Here is a 23,575-nt window from a genome sequence, read left to right as displayed (position 1 = left end):
ACATGGAGGGCTAATGTATGTCTACAAAAATAGAGGCTAAGAGTCTTGATTTTTACTACGGCAGTTTCAAGGCTTTAAAGGATATTAACATAAAAGTTGAAGAGAATCATGTAACCGCTCTAATAGGACCTTCAGGCTGCGGCAAGTCCACATTTATAAGAACTCTAAACAGGATGAATGATCTAATAGACGGGACAAGGGTCAACGGAGAAATATTGCTAGACAGCGAAAACATATATTCAAAAGACCTGATGGTTGAGGAGCTCAGGAAAAAAGTAGGAATGGTATTTCAAAAGCCAAACCCGTTTCCTAAGACAATATATGAAAACATCATATTCGGGCCTAAAAGGCACGGCGTAAAGGACAAAAAGGAGCTCGATGAAATAGTTGAAAGAAGTCTTAAGGGCGCAGCGCTCTGGGAAGAGGTAAAGGACCAGCTGGGCAAGTCGGCCTGGGAGCTTTCCGGAGGCCAGCAGCAGAGGCTTTGTATAGCAAGGGCGATAGCAATGCAGCCAGAGGTAATACTAATGGACGAGCCTACCTCGGCGCTCGATCCTATAGCTACCGCAAAGATAGAGGAGCTCATAGAAGTGCTCAAGAAGGAGTACACAATAGTAATAGTCACTCACTCGATGCAGCAGGCCGCCAGAATATCTGACAATACAGCGTATTTCCTGATGGGCGAGCTAATAGAGTTTGGAAACACCAAGGAGATATTTACAAACCCTAAGGACAGGAGAACTGAAGACTATATAACAGGAAGATTCGGCTAAAAAATACAAATAAAATGGAGGTGCGCCATGGTCAGGATGGGATTTGAAAACGAGCTCAAGGCTCTCAAGCAAGAGGTAGTAGACATGCTTGACAAGACTGAGTTTTCAATAAAGACTGCTGTTAAAGCGCTTGCTGAAAAGGATGTTGAGCTTGCAAAGGGAGTAATTAAGCTCGACAATGAAATTGACCAGATAATGTACGAAATAGAGGAAAAGGCCATAGAGCTTATTGCTCTTCAGCAGCCCATGGCAAAGGATCTGCGCATGATATTTGCCATAACTAAAATGATAACAAACATTGAAAGAGTTGGAGACTTCGGGGTAAACATAGCAAAAGAGGTCATAAAGATAGGCCAGGAAGAGCACATTAAAAAATGGGCCGACATCGTCAGAATGGCTGAAATAGTAATAAGCATGATAGACAAGGTCAAGACGAGCCTCATACTTGAAGATGTGACTCTTGCGCTGGAAGTCGGGGAATATGACGATATAGTCGACACTATGTACAAGGATCTGTATAACGATGTTTTGATAATGATACACAAAAATAGCGACTATATAAGCCAGGGTACAAAGATACTTTTCGTTGGAAGGTATATAGAAAGAATGGCAGACCATCTTACGAACGTTTGCGAGATGATAATATACCTTGTAAAAGGTGAAAGAGTGGAAATAAATTAGCCTGAATTATTGACAAAAACATATATTGCTGTATAATTTAATAAACAAGCGACTGAATATCCAGGCGATGAAGAAGAGGAGTACGCAACGATTCTTTAAAGAGAGGAAGCCCCGTGGCTGGAAGGGTTTCTAGATGATAGTTGCGGAAGGTAGCTTCCGAGCTTCCAATCTGAATTAGCAGTAGGATTGGACGGGATTTCCCGTTAAAAAACTCTTAAGAGCCAAGGCGGCAGCTGTCGTTTTGGAAGTAAGGTGGTACCGCGATTACAAGACCTCGTCCTTATATACAATAGGACGGGGTTTTTTTATTTCTAAAATACAGGAGGCATACAATGGGCATTAAGAATCTTCCAAAGACATACGATCCAAAGGAGTTCGAAGATAGGGTATATTCAAGCTGGGAAGAAGGCGGGTATTTCAAGGGCGTAGTAGACGAGAAGAAGGAATCGTACTGCATTTCGCTTCCTCCGCCGAACATAACAGGGCAGCTGCATATGGGACACGCACTTGACCATACTCTTCAGGATATACTTGTAAGATGGAGAAGAATGCAGGGCAGGGCAGTTCTTTGGCAGCCAGGAACAGACCATGCCAGCATAGCTACAGAGGTAAAAGTTGTTGAGAAGATACAAAATGAGGAAGGTAAGACTAAGTACGAGCTGGGAAGAGAAGAATTTCTAAAGAGAGCATGGGACTGGAGAGACGAATTCGGCAGGAAGATAGTAAACCAGATGAAAAAGCTCGGAGATTCCTGTGACTGGGAAAGAGAAAGATTCACAATGGATGAGGGCTGCAACAAGGCTGTTACTGAATTTTTCGTAAAGCTCTATGAGGACGGCCATATATATCGCGGCAACAGGATAATCAACTGGTGTCCGGACTGCAAGACTTCGCTTTCTGATGCCGAGGTTGAACACGAGGAGCAAAGCGGCTTCTTCTGGCATTTCAAATATCCGGTAAAGGACAGCGAGGAATACATCGTCATTGCAACTACAAGGCCTGAGACGATACTTGGGGACACGGCAGTTGCAGTGAATCCTGAGGATGAAAGATACGCTCACCTGCTGGGAAAAACTCTTGTGCTTCCGGGTGTGGGCAGAGAGATACCTGTAATAGCAGACTCATACGTTGAGATGGAGTTTGGAACAGGAGCAGTTAAGATTACTCCTTCGCACGACCCTAACGACTTCGAGGTTGGATTAAGACACAATCTAGAGCAAATAGTAGTTATGAACGAAGACGGCACAATGAACGAAAGAGCCGGCAAATACAGCGGCATGGACAGATACGAATGCAGAAAGGCGATAGTAAAGGATCTTGATGAAGCTGGATATCTTGTGAAAACAGAGCCGCACACACACAACGTAGGCAAGTGCTACAGGTGCAGCACTGTTATCGAACCTATGGTTTCGGAGCAGTGGTTTGTTAAGATGGACGAGCTTGCAAAGCCTGCAATAGATGCGGTGAAAAACGGAGATATAAAACTAGTTCCTGAAAGATTCGACAAGACATACTACAACTGGCTGGAGAACATAAGGGACTGGTGCATCTCAAGACAGCTGTGGTGGGGCCACAGGATACCGGCGTACTATTGCTCCGAGTGCGGGGAAATGATGGTATCAAGGACTGCCGTTACAAAGTGCGAAAAGTGCGGCAGCAGCAGCGTAAGGCAGGACGAGGACGTGCTGGATACATGGTTCAGCTCGGCGCTATGGCCGTTCTCGACTCTTGGATGGCCTGAAAAGACCAGGGAGCTTGACTTCTTCTACCCTACAAACGTGCTTGTTACAGGCTATGACATTATATTCTTCTGGGTAATAAGAATGGTGTTTGCAGGACTCTACTGCATGGACAAGATTCCTTTCGACTACGTGCTAATACACGGCCTTGTAAGGGATTCGCAGGGAAGAAAGATGAGCAAGTCGCTTGGAAACGGCATAGATCCGCTCGAGATAATAGACAACTACGGTGCAGACGCACTAAGATTCACGCTGATAACAGGAAACAGCCCAGGAAACGACATGAGATTCTATATGGAGAGGGTTGAAGCTGCCAGAAACTTTGCAAACAAGCTCTGGAACGCATCGAGATTCGTGCTTATGAACATAGAGGACGAAATGCTGGATGCTCTCAAGCGGGAGAATGTAGAAAAAGAGCTTACAATGGCAGACAAGTGGATAATTTCAAGGCTCAACCGCATTTCAGGTGAAATCACAGACAACATGGAGAAATTCGACCTGGGCATAGCGCTTCAGAAGGCTTACGATTTTACTTGGTCGGAATATTGCGACTGGTATATAGAGATGGTCAAGCCAAGGCTTTACGGAAACGATGAAAAGGCCAAGGCTGCTGCTCTTTGGACGCTGACTCATGTGCTGGAGGGCATAATTAAGATTCTGCATCCTTTCATGCCATTCATTACAGAAGAAATATACGGATATCTTCCTACAGCAAGCGGCAGCGTAATGGTTGCCAGCTGGCCTCAGGCCCGCTCAGAAAACAGCTTTGCAGAAGATGAGGCCAAAATGGACATGATAATGGAGGCTGTAAGAAGCATAAGAAACATAAGGGCTGAAATGAACGTACCGCCTTCAAAGAAGGCATCTGTGATACTTGTATGTACAGGCGAGAAGATGGAAGCCATGAACAGCGGAATCGAGTACTTCATGAGCATGGCGAGCGCCTCGGATGTCAAGATAACAAGTGACAAGCAGGGAGTCCCTGAAGACGCCATGACGGCTGTTATAGACGGCGTTGAGATATTCCTGCCTCTTGAGGAGCTTGTGGATTTTGACAAGGAGATAGAAAGACTCGAAAAGGAAAAGAAGAAGCTTGAAGATGAGCTTTCAAGAGTTGCCGGAAAGCTTTCAAATGGGGGATTCCTGGCAAAGGCTCCTCAAAAGCTAATAGATGAAGAGACTGCAAAAAAGGACAAGTTCCAGGAAATGATGAACGCAGTCATAGAAAGACTTGATATGCTTAACAAGAAAAGAGCTTAATCTGCGTGGCCGAAGGCTTATTAAGCCTTCGGCCATTAGGGCATAGGAGGAAGAATATGAACTATAATGAGGCAATGGAGTATATCCACGGCTCACTCAAATTTGGAAGCGTGCTGGGTCTTGACAGGATAAAAAAGCTCATGGAGTTGCTTGGGAATCCACAGGATTCTCTAAAGGTAATACATGTTGGAGGAACAAACGGCAAGGGCTCGACATCTTCCTTTATAAGCCATATACTGGTAGAGTCGGGCTACAAGACAGGGCTTTTCACATCGCCTTATCTTGAAAGCTTTACAGAACGGATAAAAATAGACGGCAAGGATATAGGAAAGGACGAGCTTGCAAAGGCTGCAACGGTAGTCAAAAAGAGCGCGGATAAACTCGTTGCACTGGGCTATGAGCACCCCACGGAATTCGAAATAGTAACGGCAATAGCCTTCTACTATTACTGGGAAAAGCAGGTTGATTTTGTGGTGATTGAAGTTGGACTTGGCGGACGATGCGATGCTACAAATATAATTGAAAAGCCATTGATAAGTGTCATAACGCCAATAGACATGGACCACATGGATGTGCTCGGAGACAATCTGGGAAAAATAGCCGCAGAAAAGGCGGGCATAATAAAAAAAGGATGTCCTGTAGTAGTACATCCTCAGCAAAAGGAAGCCATGGACCCCATGAGAAAGGCGGCAGCGGACAGCAAAGCAAAGCTCGTCGTGGCTGACACCTCAAAAAAGAAGATCAAGAGCTCTACGCTTACAGGTCAGGTTTTCGACTATCAAATAAATTCGCACCTGTTCGAAGATATAAGCATAAGTCTCCTTGGCAAGCACCAGATAAACAACGCCATAGTTGCTATAAATACAATATGGCAGCTTAATGAGGAACACGGATATTTTATAGATAAAAGTGCCATATACGAAGGCCTTAAAAAGGCTACCTGGCCGGGAAGGCTTGAGGTGTTAAGCAATAAGCCGCTCATACTCATTGACGGAGCGCATAACTACCATGGAGCCATGGCACTTGCCAGGTTCATAGAAGACAACTTCAAAAAAGAAAAGGTGACACTGGTTCTTGGAATGCTAAAGGACAAGGAGGTAGACAAGGTGCTCCGCGAATTGCTTCCAAAGGCCGGCAGGCTTGTCACTACATCTCCCGATAATCCGAGAGCTATGGATGCGGACGAGCTGCTACACAAGATAAAGCTAATAGACAACAAGGTCAGGATACTGGCCAGCCACAACAGCATAAAAAAAGCTCTGCATGAGGCGATAGAGGAATCAGGCCCTGAGGATGTCATAATATTTGCGGGTTCGCTCTACATGATAGGTGCGGTTAGAGGTTTAATTAAAAGAAATGATTAAAAGCTATGCTGAAATAAACATATGACTAATATACACAATCGGATTTCATGCAAAGGTCTTGGATTATTATATCCAGGGCCTTTTTTATTCGGTGCTTAACCCGAAGGCAATATCATTTACATGGACTTAACAGAATTAACAGACAGTTAACCGCTATATTTCAACGTTTGGTGCTATAATTGAAAATGTGGAAGGGAAATAATAAATGGACATCAGAGCGACAATGCTGAAAATGTCCGTCAATAAAAGCAAAGGGGAGATAAAAATTATGAAATTGAAAAAAGTTGTAGGATTGGCATCAATGGTTCTAATAGCATCAATGGCTCTTTTTGCAGGATGTTCAGGAGGAAATGAGGGAGGAGAAGCACAGGCCGGTCTTACTGGAGAAATTAAAATTGACGGCTCATCTACAGTTTTCCCAATAACTGAGGCTGTAGCCGAAGAATTCCTGGCTCAAAATCCAGATGTTAAAATTCCGGTTGGAGTTTCGGGAACTGGCGGCGGCTTTAAGAAGTTTACAGCCAAGGAAATAGATATAAACGACGCTTCAAGACCAATAAAGGATGAGGAAAAGCAACTTGCAGAGCAAAATGGGATTGAGTATGCAGAAATCAAAGTAGCGTATGATGGTCTTTCGGTTGTAGTTAACCCAGAGAATACTTGGGTGGATTCGCTTACTGTAGACGAGCTTAAGAAAATATGGGCGCCAGACAGCACTGTGAAGACTTGGAAGGATGTAAGACCTGAGTGGCCAGCCGAGGCTATAAAATTCTATGCTCCAGGAACTGACTCGGGTACTTTCGACTACTTTACTGAAGAAATAAACGGTGAGAGCGGAGCTATGAGAGCCGACATAACTCCAAGTGAAGATGACAACGTGCTTGTTCAGGGAATAAGTGGAGACAAGAATGCCATAGGATTCTTCGGTTTTGCTTACTATGAGGAAAACGCAGACAAGCTTAAGGTCGTAAAGATAGACAACGGAAGCGGCCCTATTGAGCCAAAGTTTGACACTATAAAGTCGGGAGATTACGCACCACTTTCAAGACCACTATTCCTCTATGTAAACAAGGAATCTTTAACAAGACCTGAAGTTAAGTCTTTCCTTCAGTTCTATATTGAAAATGCAGGCACTCTTGCTGCAGAAGTTGGATACGTAGCTCTTCCAGATGAAGATTACACAGCTGGACTTGAACTTATAAAATAAGACACTATAAACTGCAGAAGCATATGTAGAAACAGTGAAAACAAACGCCTTCGAAATCAGAAGGCGTTTTGTTTTCACAAAAGCACACAACAGGAGGGAAGCCAGTGAAAAAAGCAGGCCTGAATGAATATATTATTAATGGGTTTAATAAAATTAAAGAAAAAACCAAGCGCAAAAATGAATACTCAGCTCCGGGAAAGCTCATTGGATGTGCGAAATCAATCTATAAAAACATAAAAGAGTTAGCCTTAAAAATAATGTATCTGGCAAAAAAACAGAATTATAAAGGCTTTCTCAGACTTGTTAAGGAAGGCTCTTTGATTTTCATTAAGAATATTAATAAAATTTTCAATTCGCCAGAGGTATCTCTCAGATTTCAGGTGCTTACAGTGCTTTTTGCAATATCTATACTACCGATATTCCTAATGAGCAGCTTTACATACTTGAAAGTATCAAGTCACCTGGAAGACACCCAGAGACAAATGCTTACAGCCAAGGCGGAAGGCATAAAATCAAATCTAGATGCAGTGTTGAAAAATTCACTAAGCATAATGAATGGTATTGAAGCGCAGCCCGATTTGGCGATCATGATGGAGGATTTAAATGTAGATTCAGTAATAGACGATACTATAAAGCTAAACAAGGTGTCTTTTTCACTTCAGAATGCAGTTAAAAGCTCTGACAAGCTTTACGAAACCATATATATTTGTGATAAGAATGGCAAAATAATAGCAGATGGTTCTAAATTCAAAAAGGAATACCTTGGCACAGACATATCGAATAAAGATTTTTTCAAATCACTTGATGAAACGGCAGAGCTTGTAGTGGGCAATCCGTTTGTTTCAAAAGCTTCAGGAAAGCCTGTAATACCGGTTGCGAAAGAAATAAAGACGGTTGCAGGAAAGCTTGGTGTTATGGTAGTTATATTTGACCTTGAGAATTTCACAAGACCATTAGCAGAAGCAACAATAGGGAAGACAGGCCGTATGTACCTAGTTAACGGCGAAGGCAAATTTATATATCACAAGGATCCAAAGCTAATCCTAAAGGATTCAGACTATTCTTTTGTTGAAAAGGCTATTAAAAGCAAGGCGGGTCAGCAAAGAGACGAAGCCCTGTCGTTCTACAAGGAGAATGGAAACAGAATGGCAGCAGCGTATGAAAAGCTTGGTTTGGCTAACTGGCTTGTAATTGCAAATATTGAAAAGGAAGAACTTGAATCGGGAACAATGGCAATCAGAAATTTCATATTTTTTATTTCGATTGCAATAATATTGCTCTGCATAGTCACAGGATATAAATTTTCAAAAAATATTGAGGCACCGATAAAATCAATTGTGAGTTTGATGCACGAGGTTTCCAGAGGCAGGCTGGGTGTTAAAGCCAGTTTCAATAACAACAGGGAAATGAAGACGCTTAACGACGTATTCAACAAAATGGTGGGAGAGCTTAGAATGCTTATGGATAACATCAGGCTTGCTCATGAGGGGATGTCAAGCACGTCCAACGAGATAAATGCAGTATCCCGTGATGCGTATTCGTTCACAGAGAACGTCAATTCAGTTGTAATTCAAATAATGGAAGGTGCAAGGACCCAATCTGCAAACCTGCAAGAGGCCAAGGCAAGGCTTGAAAACCTTGATCAGATGATTGAGAGGTCGGATTCCCACATAGAGGATATGGTACTAATATCCGAGGATGCCCAGACAGCAGTCAAGGATGGAGTCAATTACATGGAGACTATGAAGCAAAGATCAGAGCAGGGCTTTGAATATTCAAACGACGTTGTATGTGAAATTGAGATTCTTGCTAACGAGATTGAAAAAATTCAAAGAGTTGTCACGTCGATAACTGCAATATCAAGGAAAACAAACCTGCTTGCGCTGAATGCATCGATTGAAGCTGCGAGAGCTGGTGATGCAGGCAGAGGGTTTGGAGTGGTTGCCCAGGAGATAAGAGTGCTGGCGGAAAATGTAAACAGTGAGTCAGAAGTCATCAAACAGATAATAAGCGGTATCAAGTCCAGAACGGAATCGGTTGTAAGAATTACAAGCGAGAGTAGTTCTGCTATAGATATTCAGCGTAATGCTGTAAAAGATACTAACACAGCCTTTGAAAAAATACTTGCCAGCATGAACACCATGGTAGGCAATATTAAGCTGGTTGGGGAAAATATCGGAGATATAAACAGTTTGAAAACAGAGATTGTTGAATCCATAAACCAGATATATTCAATAGCCGAGAATGCAGCCAGCATGACCGAGGATGCAAATGAAAAATCTAAAGTCCAATTTGAAATTATTGCAGATCTGATGTCGAACAGCGAAAGCTTAAACGGTCTTTCTGAAAATCTGAAAAATTCCATAAGGATATTCAAACTTGATTAATAGAAAAAATGTCTTGGAACTCACATCATCCAAGGCTTTTTTAGCACAGCGCCAATGATGTTAACATGGACTTAACACAATTAACAGACACTTAACTGCTGTATTTAAACGCATGGTGCTATAATTGGAAATGTGAAATGTGGAAATCAGCTTATGGAGGAGTAATTGCATGGAAAAAAGTAAAAGAGGACCCGACAAACACATAACGAGGATGCACTTTCAGGAAAAACTAGTGAAAACAATATTGCAGGCATTTTCGGCAGTTTCAATATTTGTTACAATAGGTATAGTGGCAACTCTTCTTTGGGAGACCCTTGCATTCCTGAGGGAGGTTTCAATATTTGAGTTTCTGTTTACAACCAAATGGACTCCTACGTTGGCGCCAAAACATTTTGGCGTGCTGCCGATTGTAGTTGGCACATTGATGATAGCGCTGCTTTCAAGCATAGTTTCAATCCCGGTGGGTCTTGGAAGCGCCATATATCTAAGTGAATTTGCACCTGTAAGGGTCAGAAAAATTGTAAAGCCAATACTGGAAATTCTGGCGGGAATTCCTTCGATAGTATACGGATTTTTTGCACTCAATTTCATAACCCCGTTCTTAAAGGGTATTTTTCCGCAAATAGAAGTATTTAATGCTTTAAGCGCGGCGATAGCAGTCGGGATAATGACAATGCCAATGGTAGCATCGCTCAGTGAGGACGCCATGAGGGCAGTGCCGAAGGCACTCAGGGAAGGGGCTTATGCGCTGGGAGCTACAAAGCTTGAAGTTGCACTCAATGTTGTTTTGCCGGCTGCCATATCTAATGTAATATCTTCTTTCGTGCTTGCCATATCGCGTGCGATTGGCGAGACAATGATAGTTGCAATAGCGGCAGGCGCAAACAGCACGCTTACGTTCAATCCGCTTCACAGTATTCAGACTATGACAGGCTACATGGTCAATATAAGTATGGGAGACATACAGCACGGCTCCGTAGAATATAAGACTGTTTTTGCAGTCGGATTATTACTGTTCCTTATGACGCTGCTTATGAATATTCTGGCAAGGCATATAGTAAGCAAGTACAGGGAGGAATACTAGTATGAAAGGAACGTATGTAGAAATGGAAAACAATATATCTGGCAGCAAAAATTCGAGCTCAAACCTGAAAAGCAGAAAGCTGTTGAGCAAGGTTTTTGAAGGCTTCTTTTTCTTGGCGATAGCCTTTGGAATATTAATGCTCGTGCTTTTGCTTACGAATGTGCTCAAGGCTGGGCTCGGTTGGCTTAGCCTTGATTTCATAACAAGCTTGCCTTCAAGATTCCCCAAGAAGGCTGGAATATATTCTGCGCTGATAGGCAGTATATGGGTTATGGGACTAACGTTCCTGTTTTCATTCCCCCTGGGGGTTGGAACGGCCATATACCTTGAGGAATATTCAGATAAGAAGAAATGGTTCAATAAGATGCTCCAGATAAACATTGCCAATCTGGCAGGGGTTCCGTCAATAGTTTACGGCATACTCGGACTTGCAGTGTTTGTAAGGCTTCTTGCATTTGAAAGGAGCATACTTTCAGGAGCCCTGACGCTTGCGCTTTTGATTTTGCCTGTTATCATAGTATCCTCGCAGGAGGCTCTCAAGGCTGTCCCGAATGAACTCAGACACGGCTCTTACGCACTTGGAGTGTCAAAATGGCTTACAATAACAGGCGTGGTACTTCCGTATGCAATGCCTGGAATATTAACGGGAACAATACTCGCCATGTCGCGTGCGATGGGAGAGGCTGCTCCGCTTATAATAGTGGGAGCTGCAGGCTATATAGCGTTCCTGCCAAAGAGCATAATGGACTCGTTTACAGTGCTGCCAATACAGATATTCAACTGGACTTCAAGACCTCAGGACGAATTCCAAAATATAGCTGCCGCAGGAATAATAGTCCTTATAGCGCTTTTGCTTACTGCAAACGCGACCGCAATATTCCTCAGAAACAAATATGAAAAATAGTGAAGCTATTAAACATATATAAATAAACAACAAAAGTCAGAGAGTCATCTCTCTGACTTTTGTTGTTTATTAGTGTTTTTGTGCTTTTGGTTTTTATTTTATAAGCAATTGGAGAATGTCGCCATATAGGCTGTTTGCATTCTTCTTCCAGTTTTCACATATAAGCCGGGCCTGCTTGTTTGAGGGAAGGCTGATGCTTAGGTCTATAAGTGATGCATTGTTTTCGATGACGCTAAGCTCGACTGCATACTCGTGTTCGCTTATCTTTTTGAAATTTGATTTTATCTGTGTATCCTTAACAAGGCGATCCTTGCTCTGAAGAAGGTAAAAATCGATTTTTTCGCGTGTTGCATACGGAATTCTGGATATGAAATAGTTGAGCGTTTGCATGCCTTTCGTGGTAATGTTATAGCGTTGGTTATTGGAATTGCTGTCCTCTGTCACAAGTGCGTTTTCAGTGAGCTCTGCAATGTACTGCTTGAACAGAAAATAGTTCATAAGCTCGGTTTCCATTATTATCTGGGTGAGCTGTGAATTTGTAAGTCCAAAATCAATGCTTTTAAAAATATATAGAATTAGAAGCTTTTGAATTGCTGACTCTTTAGATGAATTTTCAAACATTACAATCAACCTCCGAAATATCTGTACTCATATAATATTAAACCATTTCGAGATAAAAAAAAAGGCCAATGGAATATAAAGCTTGGAATGCGGGTTTATAATTAGATTAAAAAAGAAGTTAATGGAAAACTGCGGCATTAATGTAAAAATATGCTTGTGATATTGAATATTTGGGATACATGGTTTATAATATACATACAGCACCATAGTATACATAGAAGGTGATTATTTTGGTTAAACCGGCAGCTGATTCTTCGCAACACAGCATATGCCCCTGCAAGGGAAAGGAAAACATTAGCAATTTTATGGATTTTTTACGACCATCGTTTGGAGAAAAAATTCTTCTAATGGGAGATGTTTCGTATTACGGCAAGTACCTGAGAAAAGCGGGAGCAGATGTCACAATATTTGAGCACGCTGAAAACTTCAACAATTCAGCAGTAATAAAGAACTCGAACTGCAGCATAGTTGACGGATTGCCTGAATACATGCCTTTTAAGGATTCCTGCTTTGACAAGATTGTTTTTTTGAACCATTTCAACAGTTTTGAAGATGAAAAAAAAGTGTTAAAAGAAGTGGACAGGGTATTAAAATTACACGGAGATATAATAATTGAGGAAGTCAACCCGAATGGAATAATCAGGAAAATATGCGTTGTTTTCATGAAGCTGATGGGATTCAAGTGCAAATATTATGCTCCTGGTGAGATGGCCAGGCTATTCAAAGGGTTGGGATATTCCGGAGAAATAAATGACGTTGAAAACAAAAAGTTTATATTTGTAGGTAAGAAACTTAATTAAAGACTAGCCTGCTAGTCTTTTTTTAAATCAAAATCCAACAGGGGTGATAATATGGAATTTCATTTTGAATTTGTAGCTATAATAATACTTTTCATAATTCTTGGAACATTGCAGCTCACACTCAACAATATACTCGTGCAGCTCAAGGAGATCAAAAACATCATATTGACTATGAAGGTCAAGGACAAGATGTAGATGATTGGACTCAAAAGCATTGAAACAGACATACAGAACATTGCTGAAGCCATCTCGTGCGTTTTGAAGGTAGATGTGACAATAGTGGACGAAGACCTTGTTAGGATAGCTGGAACAGGAGCATATGTGTCCAAGATAGGCGAGAAGGTAAGCCGAATGTCGGCTTTTGGAAGCTCTATGGATACAGGCAGGAGCTTTATAATTGAGAATCCCCGCCTGGACGATGTGTGCAGGCGCTGCAGCATGAAATACGAGTGCGTAGAGTGGGGAGAGGTATGCTGTCCCATAAAGCTTGAAGGGAGTATTTGCGGCGTCATAGGCCTCATAGCATTCGACGAGCAGCAAAGGGCCAATCTTCTAGAAAATAAAGCGCAACTGCTCAATTTTCTCGGAAAGATGTCAGAGCTGATTTCGAGCAAGCTGAGGGCCGAGGAGAAGGCGAGCATGCTCAAGCTTGAAACAAGCAGAATGCAGACGCTTATAAACAACATGGACAAGGCGGTTGTGTCTGTTAGCAATAAAGGGCATATAGACAGCTGGAATCAAAAATTTGTGGATTTGTTCAGGCAGGCGAAAAAAATCGAAGGCAAGAGCATTTTTGATATTTTGAATTTTATAAAACCCGAAGAACTCGAGGGAGCAGTCAGCAGCAAAAGGAGCGCCGGCTTTGTATACAACAAGGGCAGCCATTCTTTCAGGGGAATATATAACATAAATGCAGTCATAATAGACGGCAAAGCGGAAGGCTTTGTATTAGATTTTGTGGATGCAAAATCGGCCATAAACGACTACAATGAAATTGCATATTCCGAGTCTGGGATAGGCTTTGAAAGCATAATAGGCAGCAGTGAGCCTTTAAGCAATGCCATAGAACAAGCGAAGGTGGCATCGCGCTCAGCGTCTTCGGTGCTTATAACGGGCGAGAGCGGAACCGGCAAGGAATTGTTTGCAAGGGCTATTCACAGTGCTAGCAGCAGAAACAGCCACCCTTTTATAGCTATAAACTGTGCGGCTATTCCGGAGGCGCTTTTGGAAAGCGAGCTCTTCGGATATGAGGAAGGGGCATTTACGGGTGCAAAAAAAGGCGGAAAGTTGGGGAAATTCGAGCTGGCTGACAAGGGTACGCTTTTTCTGGACGAGATAGGAGACATGAGTCTGCATTTACAGGCTAAGCTTCTGCGGGTGCTTCAGGAAAAGAAGATAGACAAGATAGGCTCCAGCAGCAGCACTCCTGTGGATGTGAGGATACTATCAGCGACTAACAGAAATCTGGAGGAAATGGTCGAAAAGCGTGAATTCAGGGAAGATCTTTACTACAGGCTCAATGTCATTCCAATCAGAGTTCCTCCGCTGCGGGAGCGTATGGAGGACATACCCGAGTTATTGATGAGTATTGCCAGAGAGTGCTCGCAGAATCTTGGAAAAAGTGTTGAAGGCTTTTCTGATTCGGTCATGGACATAGTGATGGCGTATGAATGGCCTGGCAATGTCAGAGAGCTTCAAAATGTTATAGAGTATTGCATCAACATGACTAAAACAGGCGTCATAGTTCCCGAAGACCTTCCGGAAAAGCTCAAAACGGCCAGGCCCAGAAGATATGAGCAGTCAAAATATCAAGGCATAATGTCGCTGGGCGAGCTTGAAAAAGCGGAGATACAAAAGGCTCTTTTTGCATTTAAGGATTACAAGCAGGACAAGGAAAAGGCAGCTCAGGCACTGGGCATATCAAGAGCCACGTTGTACAGAAAAATAAAGGAATATGGAATAATCTCAAATTGAGACTTAGTCTCAAGATGAGATTATTTTTTTTTGTTTTGAGACAAAAGTGGAGCGAGATTACTAATTAACGTCTGATGGAATAATTGAAGTTTTAAAAAAATATAATCATAAATACTATAAATTGGCAAATGCATTGCAAATACTGGGTTGTATTATTAATTAAGATGCTGTGGGCTTTTTTTGAGACTAGAAGAAATGTTGGCACAAAAAATGCTATTAGTATAAGTATAACTCACAGTCGTAAAATGAAGATTGGGAATGGAGGAAAAATTATGAAAAATACAATTATTCAGCTTCTAAAATCAGAGGTTAAGCCTGCCCTGGGCTGTACTGAGCCTGTAGCTGTGGCGCTTGCCGTTGCAAAAGCAAGAGAGGTTCTCGGAGAAGAGTGCCTGGAGTGCACTATAGAAGTAAGCGCCAATATATATAAAAACGGAATGGGAGTAGGGATCCCGGGAAGCAATGGCAAGATAGGACTTGAAATAGCGGCAGCCATGGGGCTTTTGGGAGGAGACTCCAAGCTTGGTCTTGCAGTTCTCGAAAGTGTAGAGGAAAGCCAGATAGATGAAGCCCAAAGGATGGTGGATGAAGGGTTCATAAAAATATCGCCTGTAAAAGAGGGAGACAGGATATTTACAAGAGCTGTTTTGAAGGGTGAAAACAGTATAGCTGAGGCTGTGATAAGTACAAAGCATGACAACTTTGTGCTGGTAAAAAAAGACAATCAAGTTATTTTGAATACTTGCATGAGCAACATAACGGGCTCGGCTTCAAGCCAGAACGAGAGCCCTGTGGTAAAGCTTACGATAAAAGAGCTAATACAGCTTGTTGAAGAGCTGGAGCTAAGGGACATAGAGTTCCTGCTTGAAGGCATAGAGATGAACAGAAAAATGGCGGATAAGGGGCTCTCTCAAAGGCTCGGCGCCGGTGTAGGCTACAGCCTGAAATTGGCTATAGAAGACGGGTTCATATCAGCAGACCTTATAAATATGGCCATGATGATAACAGCTGCAGCTTCTGACGCAAGGATGTCTGGCGTGAAGATGTCGGTAATGAGCTCGAATGGAAGCGGAAACCACGGACTAACGGCAATACTTCCAATTGCCGCATACAACGACAAATACCCGCAAAGCGATGAAAAGCTTGCCAAGGCGCTTGCAATAAGCCATCTCGTTATAGCGTATGTGAAAAACTATACTGGAAGGCTTTCGGCTGTATGCGGCTGCGGAGTCGCGGCATCTGTCGGATCGACAGCTGCAATAGCATGGCTAATGGATCTGGGCTACGAAGCCATAGAAGGTGCTATAAGCAACGTGATAGCCAACTTGAGCGGAATGATATGCGACGGCGCAAAGGCGGGCTGTGCTTACAAGCTCTCGAGTGCGGCGGCAGCTGCCATGCAGAGCGCCATAAATGTAAAATACGGCTCAATAGTTCCAAAATTCAACGGCATAGTGGGCGAAACGGTAGAGGAGAGCATAAGAAATCTAGGCGAGGTAAGCGACAGAGGTATGAGAGTAACTGACGATGTAATAGTTGACGTAATGGACAGGATGAACAAAAACAAGTCGGCCAGCATAATTATGGTATAATTTATTGACATTAGAGGCTTTTTAAATTAAAATTAGTTTCATGAAAACTCTGTTGAAATGTGGTCGTTGATCATCTGTTCAGCAGAGTTTTTATGTGGCCCTAAAGGATGAAAAAATCCACACTGGAGGTAAAAAATGGATATAGAAAAGAAGAAGTGGGAAATTCTGTGCTCGAAGGAAGATATAGCTGCAAGAGTTGAAGAACTAGGATTGCAAATATCAAAGGACTATGAGAACAAGAAGCTTTTTATATTATCACTTCTAAAGGGGAGCTTCATTTTTGCATCGGATATTGCAAGGAGTGTAAGTGTACCTGTAAAAATAGGCTTTATGACTACTTCGAGCTATGAGGATAAATTTGAATCAAAGGGAAGCGTCAACGTCTTGAATGACATAACGGAGGATATTGAGGGGTATGACGTGCTTGTTGTGGATGATATTACTGATTCGGGTATAACAATGAAGTATGTAGTTGAGCACCTTAAAGGTAAGAGGCCTGCAAGCGTAAAGTCCTGCGTGCTCCTTGACAAGCCAAGCAGGAGAGCAGTGGATTACCAGGCCGACTATATTGGCTTTACAATAGAGGATAAGTTTGTTGTGGGCTACGGCCTCGACTACAGCAGTTACTACAGGAACATCCCTTATGTGTTTGCAGTAACAGATGAAGACAGATAATGATCGTGTAAATGTAAAAAGAAAGGGGTGCCGGATATATTCCGGCACCCCTGATTTATTAATGTAAATTTAACCTCTAAGGTCGTCCATAAGCTTTGTTTTTTCTGAAGTCTTTTCATCCTTCATCTTGATTACCTTTGCAGGAGAGCCTGCAACCACGCTTCCTTCAGGAACGTCTGTTGTAACTACTGCGCCTGCAGCAACTACAGCATCCTTGCCAACCCTTACTCCTTCGAGTATAACAGCGTTGGCTCCTATCATTACGCCGTCTTCCACTATTACAGGCGTTGCCGATGGAGGCTCAAGCACTCCGGCTACAACAGCCCCGGCACCAACGTGAACGTTCTTGCCTATCATGGCTCTTGCGCCAAGCACAGCATTCATGTCTATCATTGAGCCTTCTTCGATTTCAGCACCTATATTTATAACGGCACCCATCATAACAACCACGTTGTCAGCTATTGAAACCATATCCCTTATAACGGCACCCGGCTCTATTCTGGCAGTAGTGCTGAGCTTGTTGAACATTGGTATTGCTGAATTTCTTCTGTCATTTTCCATGTGGTAGTCTGTTATTGCATCCTTGTTGTCGGCAAGTATATTCTTTATGTCCTCATATTCGCCTATTATAATATAAGAGTTGCAGCTTCCGAAAACCTTGATACCGCTGAACTGTTCCTTATATGAATATGCGTCAAAATCGCCGTTTACATATAGAGTCACAGGCGTCTTTTTCTTAACCTCTTTTATATATCTTGCTATTTCATAAGCGTCTGTCATTTTTTTCATATAATACCTCCGTTAGAACTTGAATAGGTCTTTCATGTTGTAGAATCCGCGTTCCTTGCTTGAAAGGAATTTTGCGGCTCTCAGTGCCCCCTGGGCAAATATCTGCTTTGAGTTTGCAGTGTGCCTTATTTCAATTATCTCGTCCTTGCCAGCAAATACGGCTGTGTGATCGCCTACTATTGTGCCGCCTCTTACGGCATGTATGCCTATTTCATTCTTGGCTCTCTTGCAGTCTCTGCCGTATCGGCCGTAGTTCATCTGCATTGAGTTGTCCAAGGCTTCGTTTATTTCGTTGGCTATCATTATGGCTGTGCCGCTAGGAGCATCAACCTTTTCGTTGTGGTGCTTTTCAATTATTTCTATGTCAAAGCCCTCGAGCGCCTGGGCAGCTTTGGCTACAAGGCTGAGCATCAGGTTTACTCCAAGCGACATGTTGTATGAGTTGAATATTGGAATCTCTTTTGCCGATTCATGTATGAATGCCAGCTCTTCGTCGCTAAAGCCAGTTGTAGCCAGCACAAGAGCGCACCTGTTGGCCTTGCAGTATTTGATAAGATCATTGGCTGCCTCTGGCCTTGAAAAGTCGATAACTACGTCGGCCTTCACATTTACGTCGAATATAGAGCCGTATACGCCCTCGGGCTTTTCGCTCATGAAACCAGCGCCTTTGTCTACAGCGGCTACAAGATTCAGTTCTTCATCCGAATTGACAGCGTCAATAAGGACCTTTCCCATTTTACCTAAAGCTCCATTTATTATTACATTGAGCATGCATGTCCTCCTTGATTATTTTAGAAGTCCGTAGTTTACGAGCTCCTTTTTAAGAACCTCTATATTTGATGGGCTCATCTCGCAAAGAGGCATTCTCAGGTCGCCGACATCCCAGCCCATTATGTTCATTGCGGTCTTAACCGGTATAGGATTGACCTCTATGAAAAGTGCATCTATAAGAGCCTTCATACCAAGCTGAAGTTTCATAGCTGTCTTGAGATCTCCCTCCAGGTATTTTACTACCATGTCGTGAGTATCCTTAGGGCATATGTTTGCAACTACAGATATTACACCGATTCCGCCAAGTGAAAGTATAGGAAGTACCTGGTCGTCATTTCCAGAATATATGTCGAAGCCTTCAGGTACTATGCTTGCAAGTTTCGCGATTTGAGATATGTCTCCGCTGGCTTCCTTTATTGCAACTATGTTTTCTACCTTTGCAAGCTCAACAGCTGTCTCGGGCTGGATGTTAACGCTTGTTCTTCCTGGAACGTTGTATAGTATTATAGGAATTTTAACGCTGTTGGCTATCATGGTATAGTGCTTTATAAGCCCCAGCTGTGTAGCCTTGTTGTAATAAGGTGTCACTAGAAGCAGAGCGTCAGCTCCGAGCTTTTCAGATTCCTGGCATAGCTTGATGGCATGGGGAGTGTCGTTAGAGCCTGCGCCTGCTATTACAGGTACTCTCTTTGCAACCTTGTCAACCACGCATTTAACAGCAGCAAGCTGCTCTTCGTCAGTCATTGTTGAGGCTTCGCCAGTTGTACCGGCAACTATTATAGCATCAGTGCCTTCCTCTATATGCCATTCGACGAGCTCTTCAAGCTTCTTAAAATCAACTTTCCCGTCTTTGAAAGGTGTTACAATAGCGACTCCACATCCTTTGAATATCATTGCGAATCACTCCTTCTTTTTTTTGAAAGTTAAATTAGATCGTACTTAACAAGAAGCTCAGCAATCTGAACAGTGTTTGTAGCTGCACCTTTTCTTATGTTGTCTGCAACAACCCACATGTTAAGGCCGCTTTCAACACTCTCGTCTCTTCTTAGTCTACCCACGTACACTGGGTCAGTGTCTGCAGCGTCTACGGCTAGCGGATATTTGTTGTTTGCAACGTCGTCCACTAGCACAATTCCTTCCGCAGAATCCATTATGCTGAAAACTTCTGAAATCTCATAAGGCTTTTCGAATTCCACATTTATAGACTCGCTGTGTCCGCTTATAACAGGAACTCTAACTGCAGTAGCTGTAATTCTTAGTGAATCGTCATTCATTATCTTTTTCGTCTCTTCCACCATTTTCATTTCTTCTTTTGTATAGCCGTTTTCAAGGAAAACATCGATGTGAGGTATGCAGTTAAAAGCTATCTGGTGAGGATAGAATTCGTTTTTGTTTCCTTTTAAGCCTTCTTCTAAATCTCTTATTCCCTTAACACCTGATCCGGAAACAGCCTGATAAGTAGAATATACTATTCTTTTTATTTTGAACCTATCATGCAGAGGCTTGAGAGCCACTACAGCCTGTATTGTAGAGCAGTTAGGATTTGCTATTATGCCGTTGTGTTTTTTTATATCTTCAGGATTGACCTCTGGAACTACAAGAGGGACATCCTTGTCCATTCTCCATGCGCTGCTGTTGTCTATTACTATTACGCCTTTTTCCCTGGCTATTGGGGCATATTTGAGGCTTATGCTTCCACCAGCTGAAAATAGGGCTATGTCTATATCCTTGTCGAATGAGCTTTCGCTGAGTTCCTCTACGGTCCAATCCTTGCCCTGGAATTTGATATTAATTCCTGCAGATTTTTTTGAGGCCATAGGGTATAATTTATCTACAGGAAAATTTTTCTCTTCAAGTACCTTTAAGAAAGTTTCCCCAACTTTTCCGGTTGCGCCGACAATTGCCACATTGTACTTTTTCACTTTGATTACCCCCTGTTTTTAGTATAAAGTTTATACAATAGTAACACTAAATATGAATATATTCAACATGTTAAAGCATGCAAATAAATTTTTACGGCTAAATCCAAACTTGTAATGTGGTTATATTTAGTTGTGAGATTGATTGATTTTATTCTGTTGTATAGTAATTAAATTAATAGAGAAAGGAGTAAGCAAGAACATTTATGTGTTTTGCTGAATATAGTATGAAATATGAGGATATAAACCCGGAGACATTGGAATTCAAAGAAATTATTTGTGGACACAGGAGGAGCCTCCACGAGATTGCGGAGCTGGGGCTGAAGGAGTATAAAACGGCAGAATACATAAGAAGCCGCCTTGACAGTCTTGGCATACAGCATGACGCCCTGCTTGAGACATCTGTAACAGGCGTTATAAAAGGCAGCGTCGGGAAAAGGACTGTTGCCTTCAGGGCAGACATGGATGGGCTCAACGCGGGGGACGGCTCCGTGCGCCATCTGTGCGGACATGACGGGCATATGAGCATACTCCTGGGCCTGGTCGAGTACTTGTGCAGCAGAAAAGAACTCATAAGGGATAATGTGGCATTCATCTTCCAGCCGGCTGAAGAGTCTCCGGGAGGGGCGCTGCCGCTTCTAAACGCTGGACTTGTTGAAAAGTATGGAATAGACGAGATATACGGGCTGCACATGTATCCGGATGTGAGCGAGGGGCTGGCTGGAGTTAGGCCGCTCTACTTCCTTTCTGGAGCAGGCGAAGTCAACATTGAAATCACGGGCAAGAGCGGCCATGGGGCTATGCCGCAGGATGCAAACGACTCCATAGTTGCCGCAGCAGGATTCATTAGCGCGCTTCAGACAATCATTTCAAGGAACATAAGGCCTCTCGACGAAGGCGTGCTTACAATAGGAAGGATTGAGGGCGGAAGCAGGCGCAACATAATAAGCGGAAATGTAAGGCTCGAGGGTACAATAAGGGCCTTCAAAGACAATGTATATGAAAAGATAAAGGAAAGAATTTTTGAGGTGGCGAGAGGATTTGAAACTGTCTACGGCTGCAGTATAGAGGTCAATATAAAGGATGATTATCCGCCAGTCAACAATGACGAGAAGCTGTTTGAGGAATTCAAGGAGGCCGTCGGAGAAGAAAACATAAGCCTGCTCGAGCCTCTCATGATTGCAGAGGATTTTGCCTACTATCAAAGGAGAATTCCGGGACTGTTTTTCATGCTGGGAAGCAGGAATGAGGATTTGGGTTTCACTAAAAGCCTTCATAATATAGATTTTGACTTTGACGAGAAAGCCCTTATTTTCGGACTTGAATTTTATATCAGGCTCCTGAGGCATAAAGGGGTGATTTCTTGAAGCTACAAAGGCTGGCATCGGCTAATGCTGTATTTTTGTTCCTGTCCGTCATATTCCTGTCGGCGGGAGCGTATTTCCAAAACGCAGACCTCAACAGCGGCATTGTGCTGACCGAGCTTGTAATAGTACTGCTTCCGGCTGTAATTTTTTCGAGCATATATAAAACGGGCAGCATTATCGATTTTTTAAGGCTGAGGCTTGTAAGTCCCAAGGTGTTCATATCGGCATTTGCCATAACGCTTCTCACATACCCGCTGGCGGTGTTTGGGAATTCGCTGGCGATATTCATACTCAGCCTGTTTGGAAATGTGGAGCTGCCTGAAGTACCGATAGCTTCCAATTTGAACGAGTTTATTCTGTATATAGTGCTTATTGGAATTTTGCCCGGCTTTTGCGAGGAGGTGCTCTTCAGGGGCTTTTTCCTGAGGATGAACAGCACGGGAAGCGAGAGATTTGCAGTGCTGTTCACGGCCTTCATGTTTGCGCTTTTCCACTATAACATATATAATTTCATGGGACCGCTTGTGCTTGGGATTGTATTCGGCTACATAACTTTGATTACGGGCTCAATATGGCCGGCAGTATTTTGCCACGCGCTCAACAATTCAATAGCCTCGACGCTGGGCTATTTCATGCTTCAAGGAGATGGAGCAACTCAGGCTATACCTGAAGGCGTCGACATGCTGCTTGCCATGGGAATGCAGCTTGCCGTGCTTGGAGTAATATCGCTTGCATGCGCCAAGGGGCTGAAGAAAAAGCTTAAAAAGCTCAGAGAAAATTTCGGCGTGCAGGACACGGAAATTGCTGCAGATCAGGCAGCGCAGAGTGGCCGCCTGAAACTGCTCATATACGCCCCGATAGCTGTTTGCGTTGTAATATTTATATACTTGAATGTAACATTCATGTGATTTCGGAGGAGACAATATGCAGTTTTACGGAGAATTCGCCCACTACTACGACAGGCTTATGGAGGATGTCGACTATTCAGCATGGGCCGATCATATAGACAATCTAATTAAGCAAAGCGGTGCAAAAGGGAAAAGCATACTTGAGCTGGGCTGCGGCACCGGAAGTGTCACAACGGGGCTTGTAAGGCTCGGATACGAGGTGACGGGAGTCGACATATCGGAAGATATGCTGTGCGAAGCCCAAAAGAAGCTCGAGGACGAAAAGCTAAGAGCGCTTCTCTTGTGCAGCGACATGAGAAATCTTGACTTTGAAGCGCTAAGTCCCGACATTGTGGTATGCGCGTGCGATGGATTCAACTACATAACAGATGAAGACGAGCTGCTAAAGCTGTTTGGCGACATCTATGCCGCGCTTCCATACGGCGGAGTGCTTGTATTCGACCTTAGCTCATATTACAAGCTCTCGAATATCCTGGGCGACAACACATTCACTCTTACAGAGGATGATATTGCCTACATATGGGAGAACTACTATGAGCCTGACGCGGAAACCGTCGAAATGGAAATAACTTTTTTTGCAAAGACAAACGGACTATACAAGAGATTTGAAGAATATCACGTCCAGAAGGCATACAAGAATGACAAGATTAAAAGCATGCTTGGCGCTGGCGGCTTTAAGGAGATTAAAGCGCTCGGGGATTTTGGCATGAGTGATGCTGCCGAAAAATCCGAAAGAGTATTTTTCACAGCTTTAAAATGA

At 43.0% G+C, this 23,575-nt stretch carries 21 protein-coding genes and 1 other annotated feature; of the genes, 16 read left to right on the top strand and 5 right to left on the bottom strand.

Features of this window, described 5'->3' with window-relative positions:
* The first annotated feature begins 17 nt into the window (after window positions 1-17).
* The 8 genes from pstB to pstA all read left to right on the top strand — a co-directional run bounded on the left by pstB (window position 18) and on the right by pstA (window position 11,399).
* On the top strand, window positions 18-773 hold the full coding sequence (gene pstB, locus EAL2_RS07985; RefSeq protein WP_025435879.1) for a phosphate ABC transporter ATP-binding protein PstB: 756 nt from the start codon (window positions 18-20) through the stop codon (window positions 771-773).
* A gap of 27 nt (window positions 774-800) precedes the next feature.
* Complete coding sequence (gene phoU / locus EAL2_RS07980; RefSeq protein ID WP_025435878.1) at window positions 801-1,454, top strand: phosphate signaling complex protein PhoU; 654 nt, start codon at window positions 801-803, stop codon at window positions 1,452-1,454.
* A gap of 58 nt (window positions 1,455-1,512) precedes the next feature.
* Window positions 1,513-1,739, top strand: a binding site (T-box leader).
* Window positions 1,740-1,786: 47 nt separating this feature from the next.
* A complete protein-coding gene (locus EAL2_RS07975; RefSeq protein WP_025435877.1) occupies window positions 1,787-4,453 on the top strand; it encodes a valine--tRNA ligase in 2,667 nt (888 codons plus the stop codon).
* Between the two features lie 56 nt (window positions 4,454-4,509).
* A complete protein-coding gene (locus EAL2_RS07970; protein ID WP_025435876.1) occupies window positions 4,510-5,817 on the top strand; it encodes a bifunctional folylpolyglutamate synthase/dihydrofolate synthase in 1,308 nt (435 codons plus the stop codon).
* 268 nt (window positions 5,818-6,085) lie between these two features.
* Complete coding sequence (locus EAL2_RS07965) at window positions 6,086-7,024, top strand: PstS family phosphate ABC transporter substrate-binding protein (protein WP_038602598.1); 939 nt, start codon at window positions 6,086-6,088, stop codon at window positions 7,022-7,024.
* Window positions 7,025-7,128: 104 nt separating this feature from the next.
* Window positions 7,129-9,411 (top strand): methyl-accepting chemotaxis protein, encoded by a 2,283-nt coding sequence (locus tag EAL2_RS07960; RefSeq protein WP_025435874.1) that lies wholly within the window; start codon window positions 7,129-7,131, stop codon window positions 9,409-9,411.
* A 169-nt stretch (window positions 9,412-9,580) separates the two neighbouring features.
* On the top strand, window positions 9,581-10,495 hold the full coding sequence (gene pstC / locus EAL2_RS07955; RefSeq protein ID WP_025435873.1) for a phosphate ABC transporter permease subunit PstC: 915 nt from the start codon (window positions 9,581-9,583) through the stop codon (window positions 10,493-10,495).
* A 1-nt stretch (window position 10,496) separates the two neighbouring features.
* Window positions 10,497-11,399: a phosphate ABC transporter permease PstA gene (gene pstA / locus EAL2_RS07950; RefSeq protein ID WP_096325244.1), complete on the top strand. Its 903-nt coding sequence runs from the start codon at window positions 10,497-10,499 to the stop codon at window positions 11,397-11,399.
* A 93-nt stretch (window positions 11,400-11,492) separates the two neighbouring features.
* On the opposite strand, the gene EAL2_RS07945 is transcribed toward pstA, so the two are convergent.
* On the bottom strand, window positions 11,493-12,020 hold the full coding sequence (locus EAL2_RS07945) for a DUF4364 family protein (RefSeq protein ID WP_025435871.1): 528 nt from the start codon (window positions 12,018-12,020) through the stop codon (window positions 11,493-11,495).
* Between the two features lie 230 nt (window positions 12,021-12,250).
* Between EAL2_RS07945 and EAL2_RS07940 the strand changes: the two genes are divergently transcribed.
* The 5 genes from EAL2_RS07940 (at window position 12,251) to hpt (ending at window position 17,061) form a co-directional block, all read left to right on the top strand.
* Window positions 12,251-12,820: a class I SAM-dependent methyltransferase gene (locus EAL2_RS07940; protein ID WP_025435870.1), complete on the top strand. Its 570-nt coding sequence runs from the start codon at window positions 12,251-12,253 to the stop codon at window positions 12,818-12,820.
* 51 nt (window positions 12,821-12,871) lie between these two features.
* Window positions 12,872-13,015, top strand: a complete 144-nt coding sequence (locus EAL2_RS15500; protein ID WP_158408907.1) for a hypothetical protein — start codon at window positions 12,872-12,874, stop codon at window positions 13,013-13,015.
* Complete coding sequence (locus EAL2_RS07935) at window positions 13,016-14,794, top strand: sigma-54 interaction domain-containing protein (RefSeq protein ID WP_025435869.1); 1,779 nt, start codon at window positions 13,016-13,018, stop codon at window positions 14,792-14,794.
* Between the two features lie 272 nt (window positions 14,795-15,066).
* On the top strand, window positions 15,067-16,386 hold the full coding sequence (locus EAL2_RS07930; RefSeq protein ID WP_025435868.1) for an L-cysteine desulfidase family protein: 1,320 nt from the start codon (window positions 15,067-15,069) through the stop codon (window positions 16,384-16,386).
* Window positions 16,387-16,521: 135 nt separating this feature from the next.
* Window positions 16,522-17,061 carry a hypoxanthine phosphoribosyltransferase gene (gene hpt / locus EAL2_RS07925; RefSeq protein WP_025435867.1) on the top strand — a complete coding sequence of 180 codons (540 nt, stop codon included), beginning with the start codon at window positions 16,522-16,524 and terminating at the stop codon, window positions 17,059-17,061.
* A gap of 69 nt (window positions 17,062-17,130) precedes the next feature.
* On the opposite strand, the gene dapD is transcribed toward hpt, so the two are convergent.
* From dapD to EAL2_RS07905, 4 genes are read right to left on the bottom strand one after another with little or no spacing between them, the layout of a single operon-like run.
* Window positions 17,131-17,850, bottom strand: a complete 720-nt coding sequence (gene dapD, locus EAL2_RS07920; RefSeq protein WP_025435866.1) for a 2,3,4,5-tetrahydropyridine-2,6-dicarboxylate N-acetyltransferase — start codon at window positions 17,848-17,850, stop codon at window positions 17,131-17,133.
* Between the two features lie 12 nt (window positions 17,851-17,862).
* Window positions 17,863-18,621 carry a 4-hydroxy-tetrahydrodipicolinate reductase gene (gene dapB / locus EAL2_RS07915; protein WP_025435865.1) on the bottom strand — a complete coding sequence of 253 codons (759 nt, stop codon included), beginning with the start codon at window positions 18,619-18,621 and terminating at the stop codon, window positions 17,863-17,865.
* Window positions 18,622-18,636: 15 nt separating this feature from the next.
* Window positions 18,637-19,515 (bottom strand): 4-hydroxy-tetrahydrodipicolinate synthase, encoded by an 879-nt coding sequence (gene dapA, locus EAL2_RS07910; RefSeq protein WP_025435864.1) that lies wholly within the window; start codon window positions 19,513-19,515, stop codon window positions 18,637-18,639.
* A 29-nt stretch (window positions 19,516-19,544) separates the two neighbouring features.
* The gene (locus EAL2_RS07905) at window positions 19,545-20,543 is read right to left on the bottom strand and encodes an aspartate-semialdehyde dehydrogenase (RefSeq protein WP_025435863.1); all 999 of its coding nucleotides are present in this window, start codon (window positions 20,541-20,543) and stop codon (window positions 19,545-19,547) included.
* A gap of 224 nt (window positions 20,544-20,767) precedes the next feature.
* Here EAL2_RS07905 and EAL2_RS07900 point away from each other — a divergent pair, with 224 nt between their 5' ends.
* Genes EAL2_RS07900 through EAL2_RS07890 form a run of 3 tightly spaced genes read left to right on the top strand, consistent with a single transcriptional unit; the run spans window position 20,768 to window position 23,575 of the window.
* Window positions 20,768-21,907 carry an amidohydrolase gene (locus EAL2_RS07900; protein ID WP_025435862.1) on the top strand — a complete coding sequence of 380 codons (1,140 nt, stop codon included), beginning with the start codon at window positions 20,768-20,770 and terminating at the stop codon, window positions 21,905-21,907.
* Entirely contained in the window at window positions 21,904-22,815 is a 912-nt protein-coding gene (locus tag EAL2_RS07895; RefSeq protein WP_025435861.1) for a type II CAAX endopeptidase family protein, read from the top strand. The genes EAL2_RS07900 and EAL2_RS07895 overlap by 4 nt, the downstream gene beginning before the upstream one ends.
* A gap of 16 nt (window positions 22,816-22,831) precedes the next feature.
* On the top strand, window positions 22,832-23,575 hold the full coding sequence (locus EAL2_RS07890) for a class I SAM-dependent DNA methyltransferase (RefSeq protein WP_025435860.1): 744 nt from the start codon (window positions 22,832-22,834) through the stop codon (window positions 23,573-23,575).

Origin of the sequence: Peptoclostridium acidaminophilum DSM 3953 (assembly GCF_000597865.1) — a bacterium.
GTDB lineage: Bacteria > Bacillota > Clostridia > Peptostreptococcales > Peptostreptococcaceae > Peptoclostridium_A > Peptoclostridium_A acidaminophilum.
Note: the sequence above shows the minus strand (reverse complement) of the source record. Positions and strands in the feature narration are given on the sequence as shown.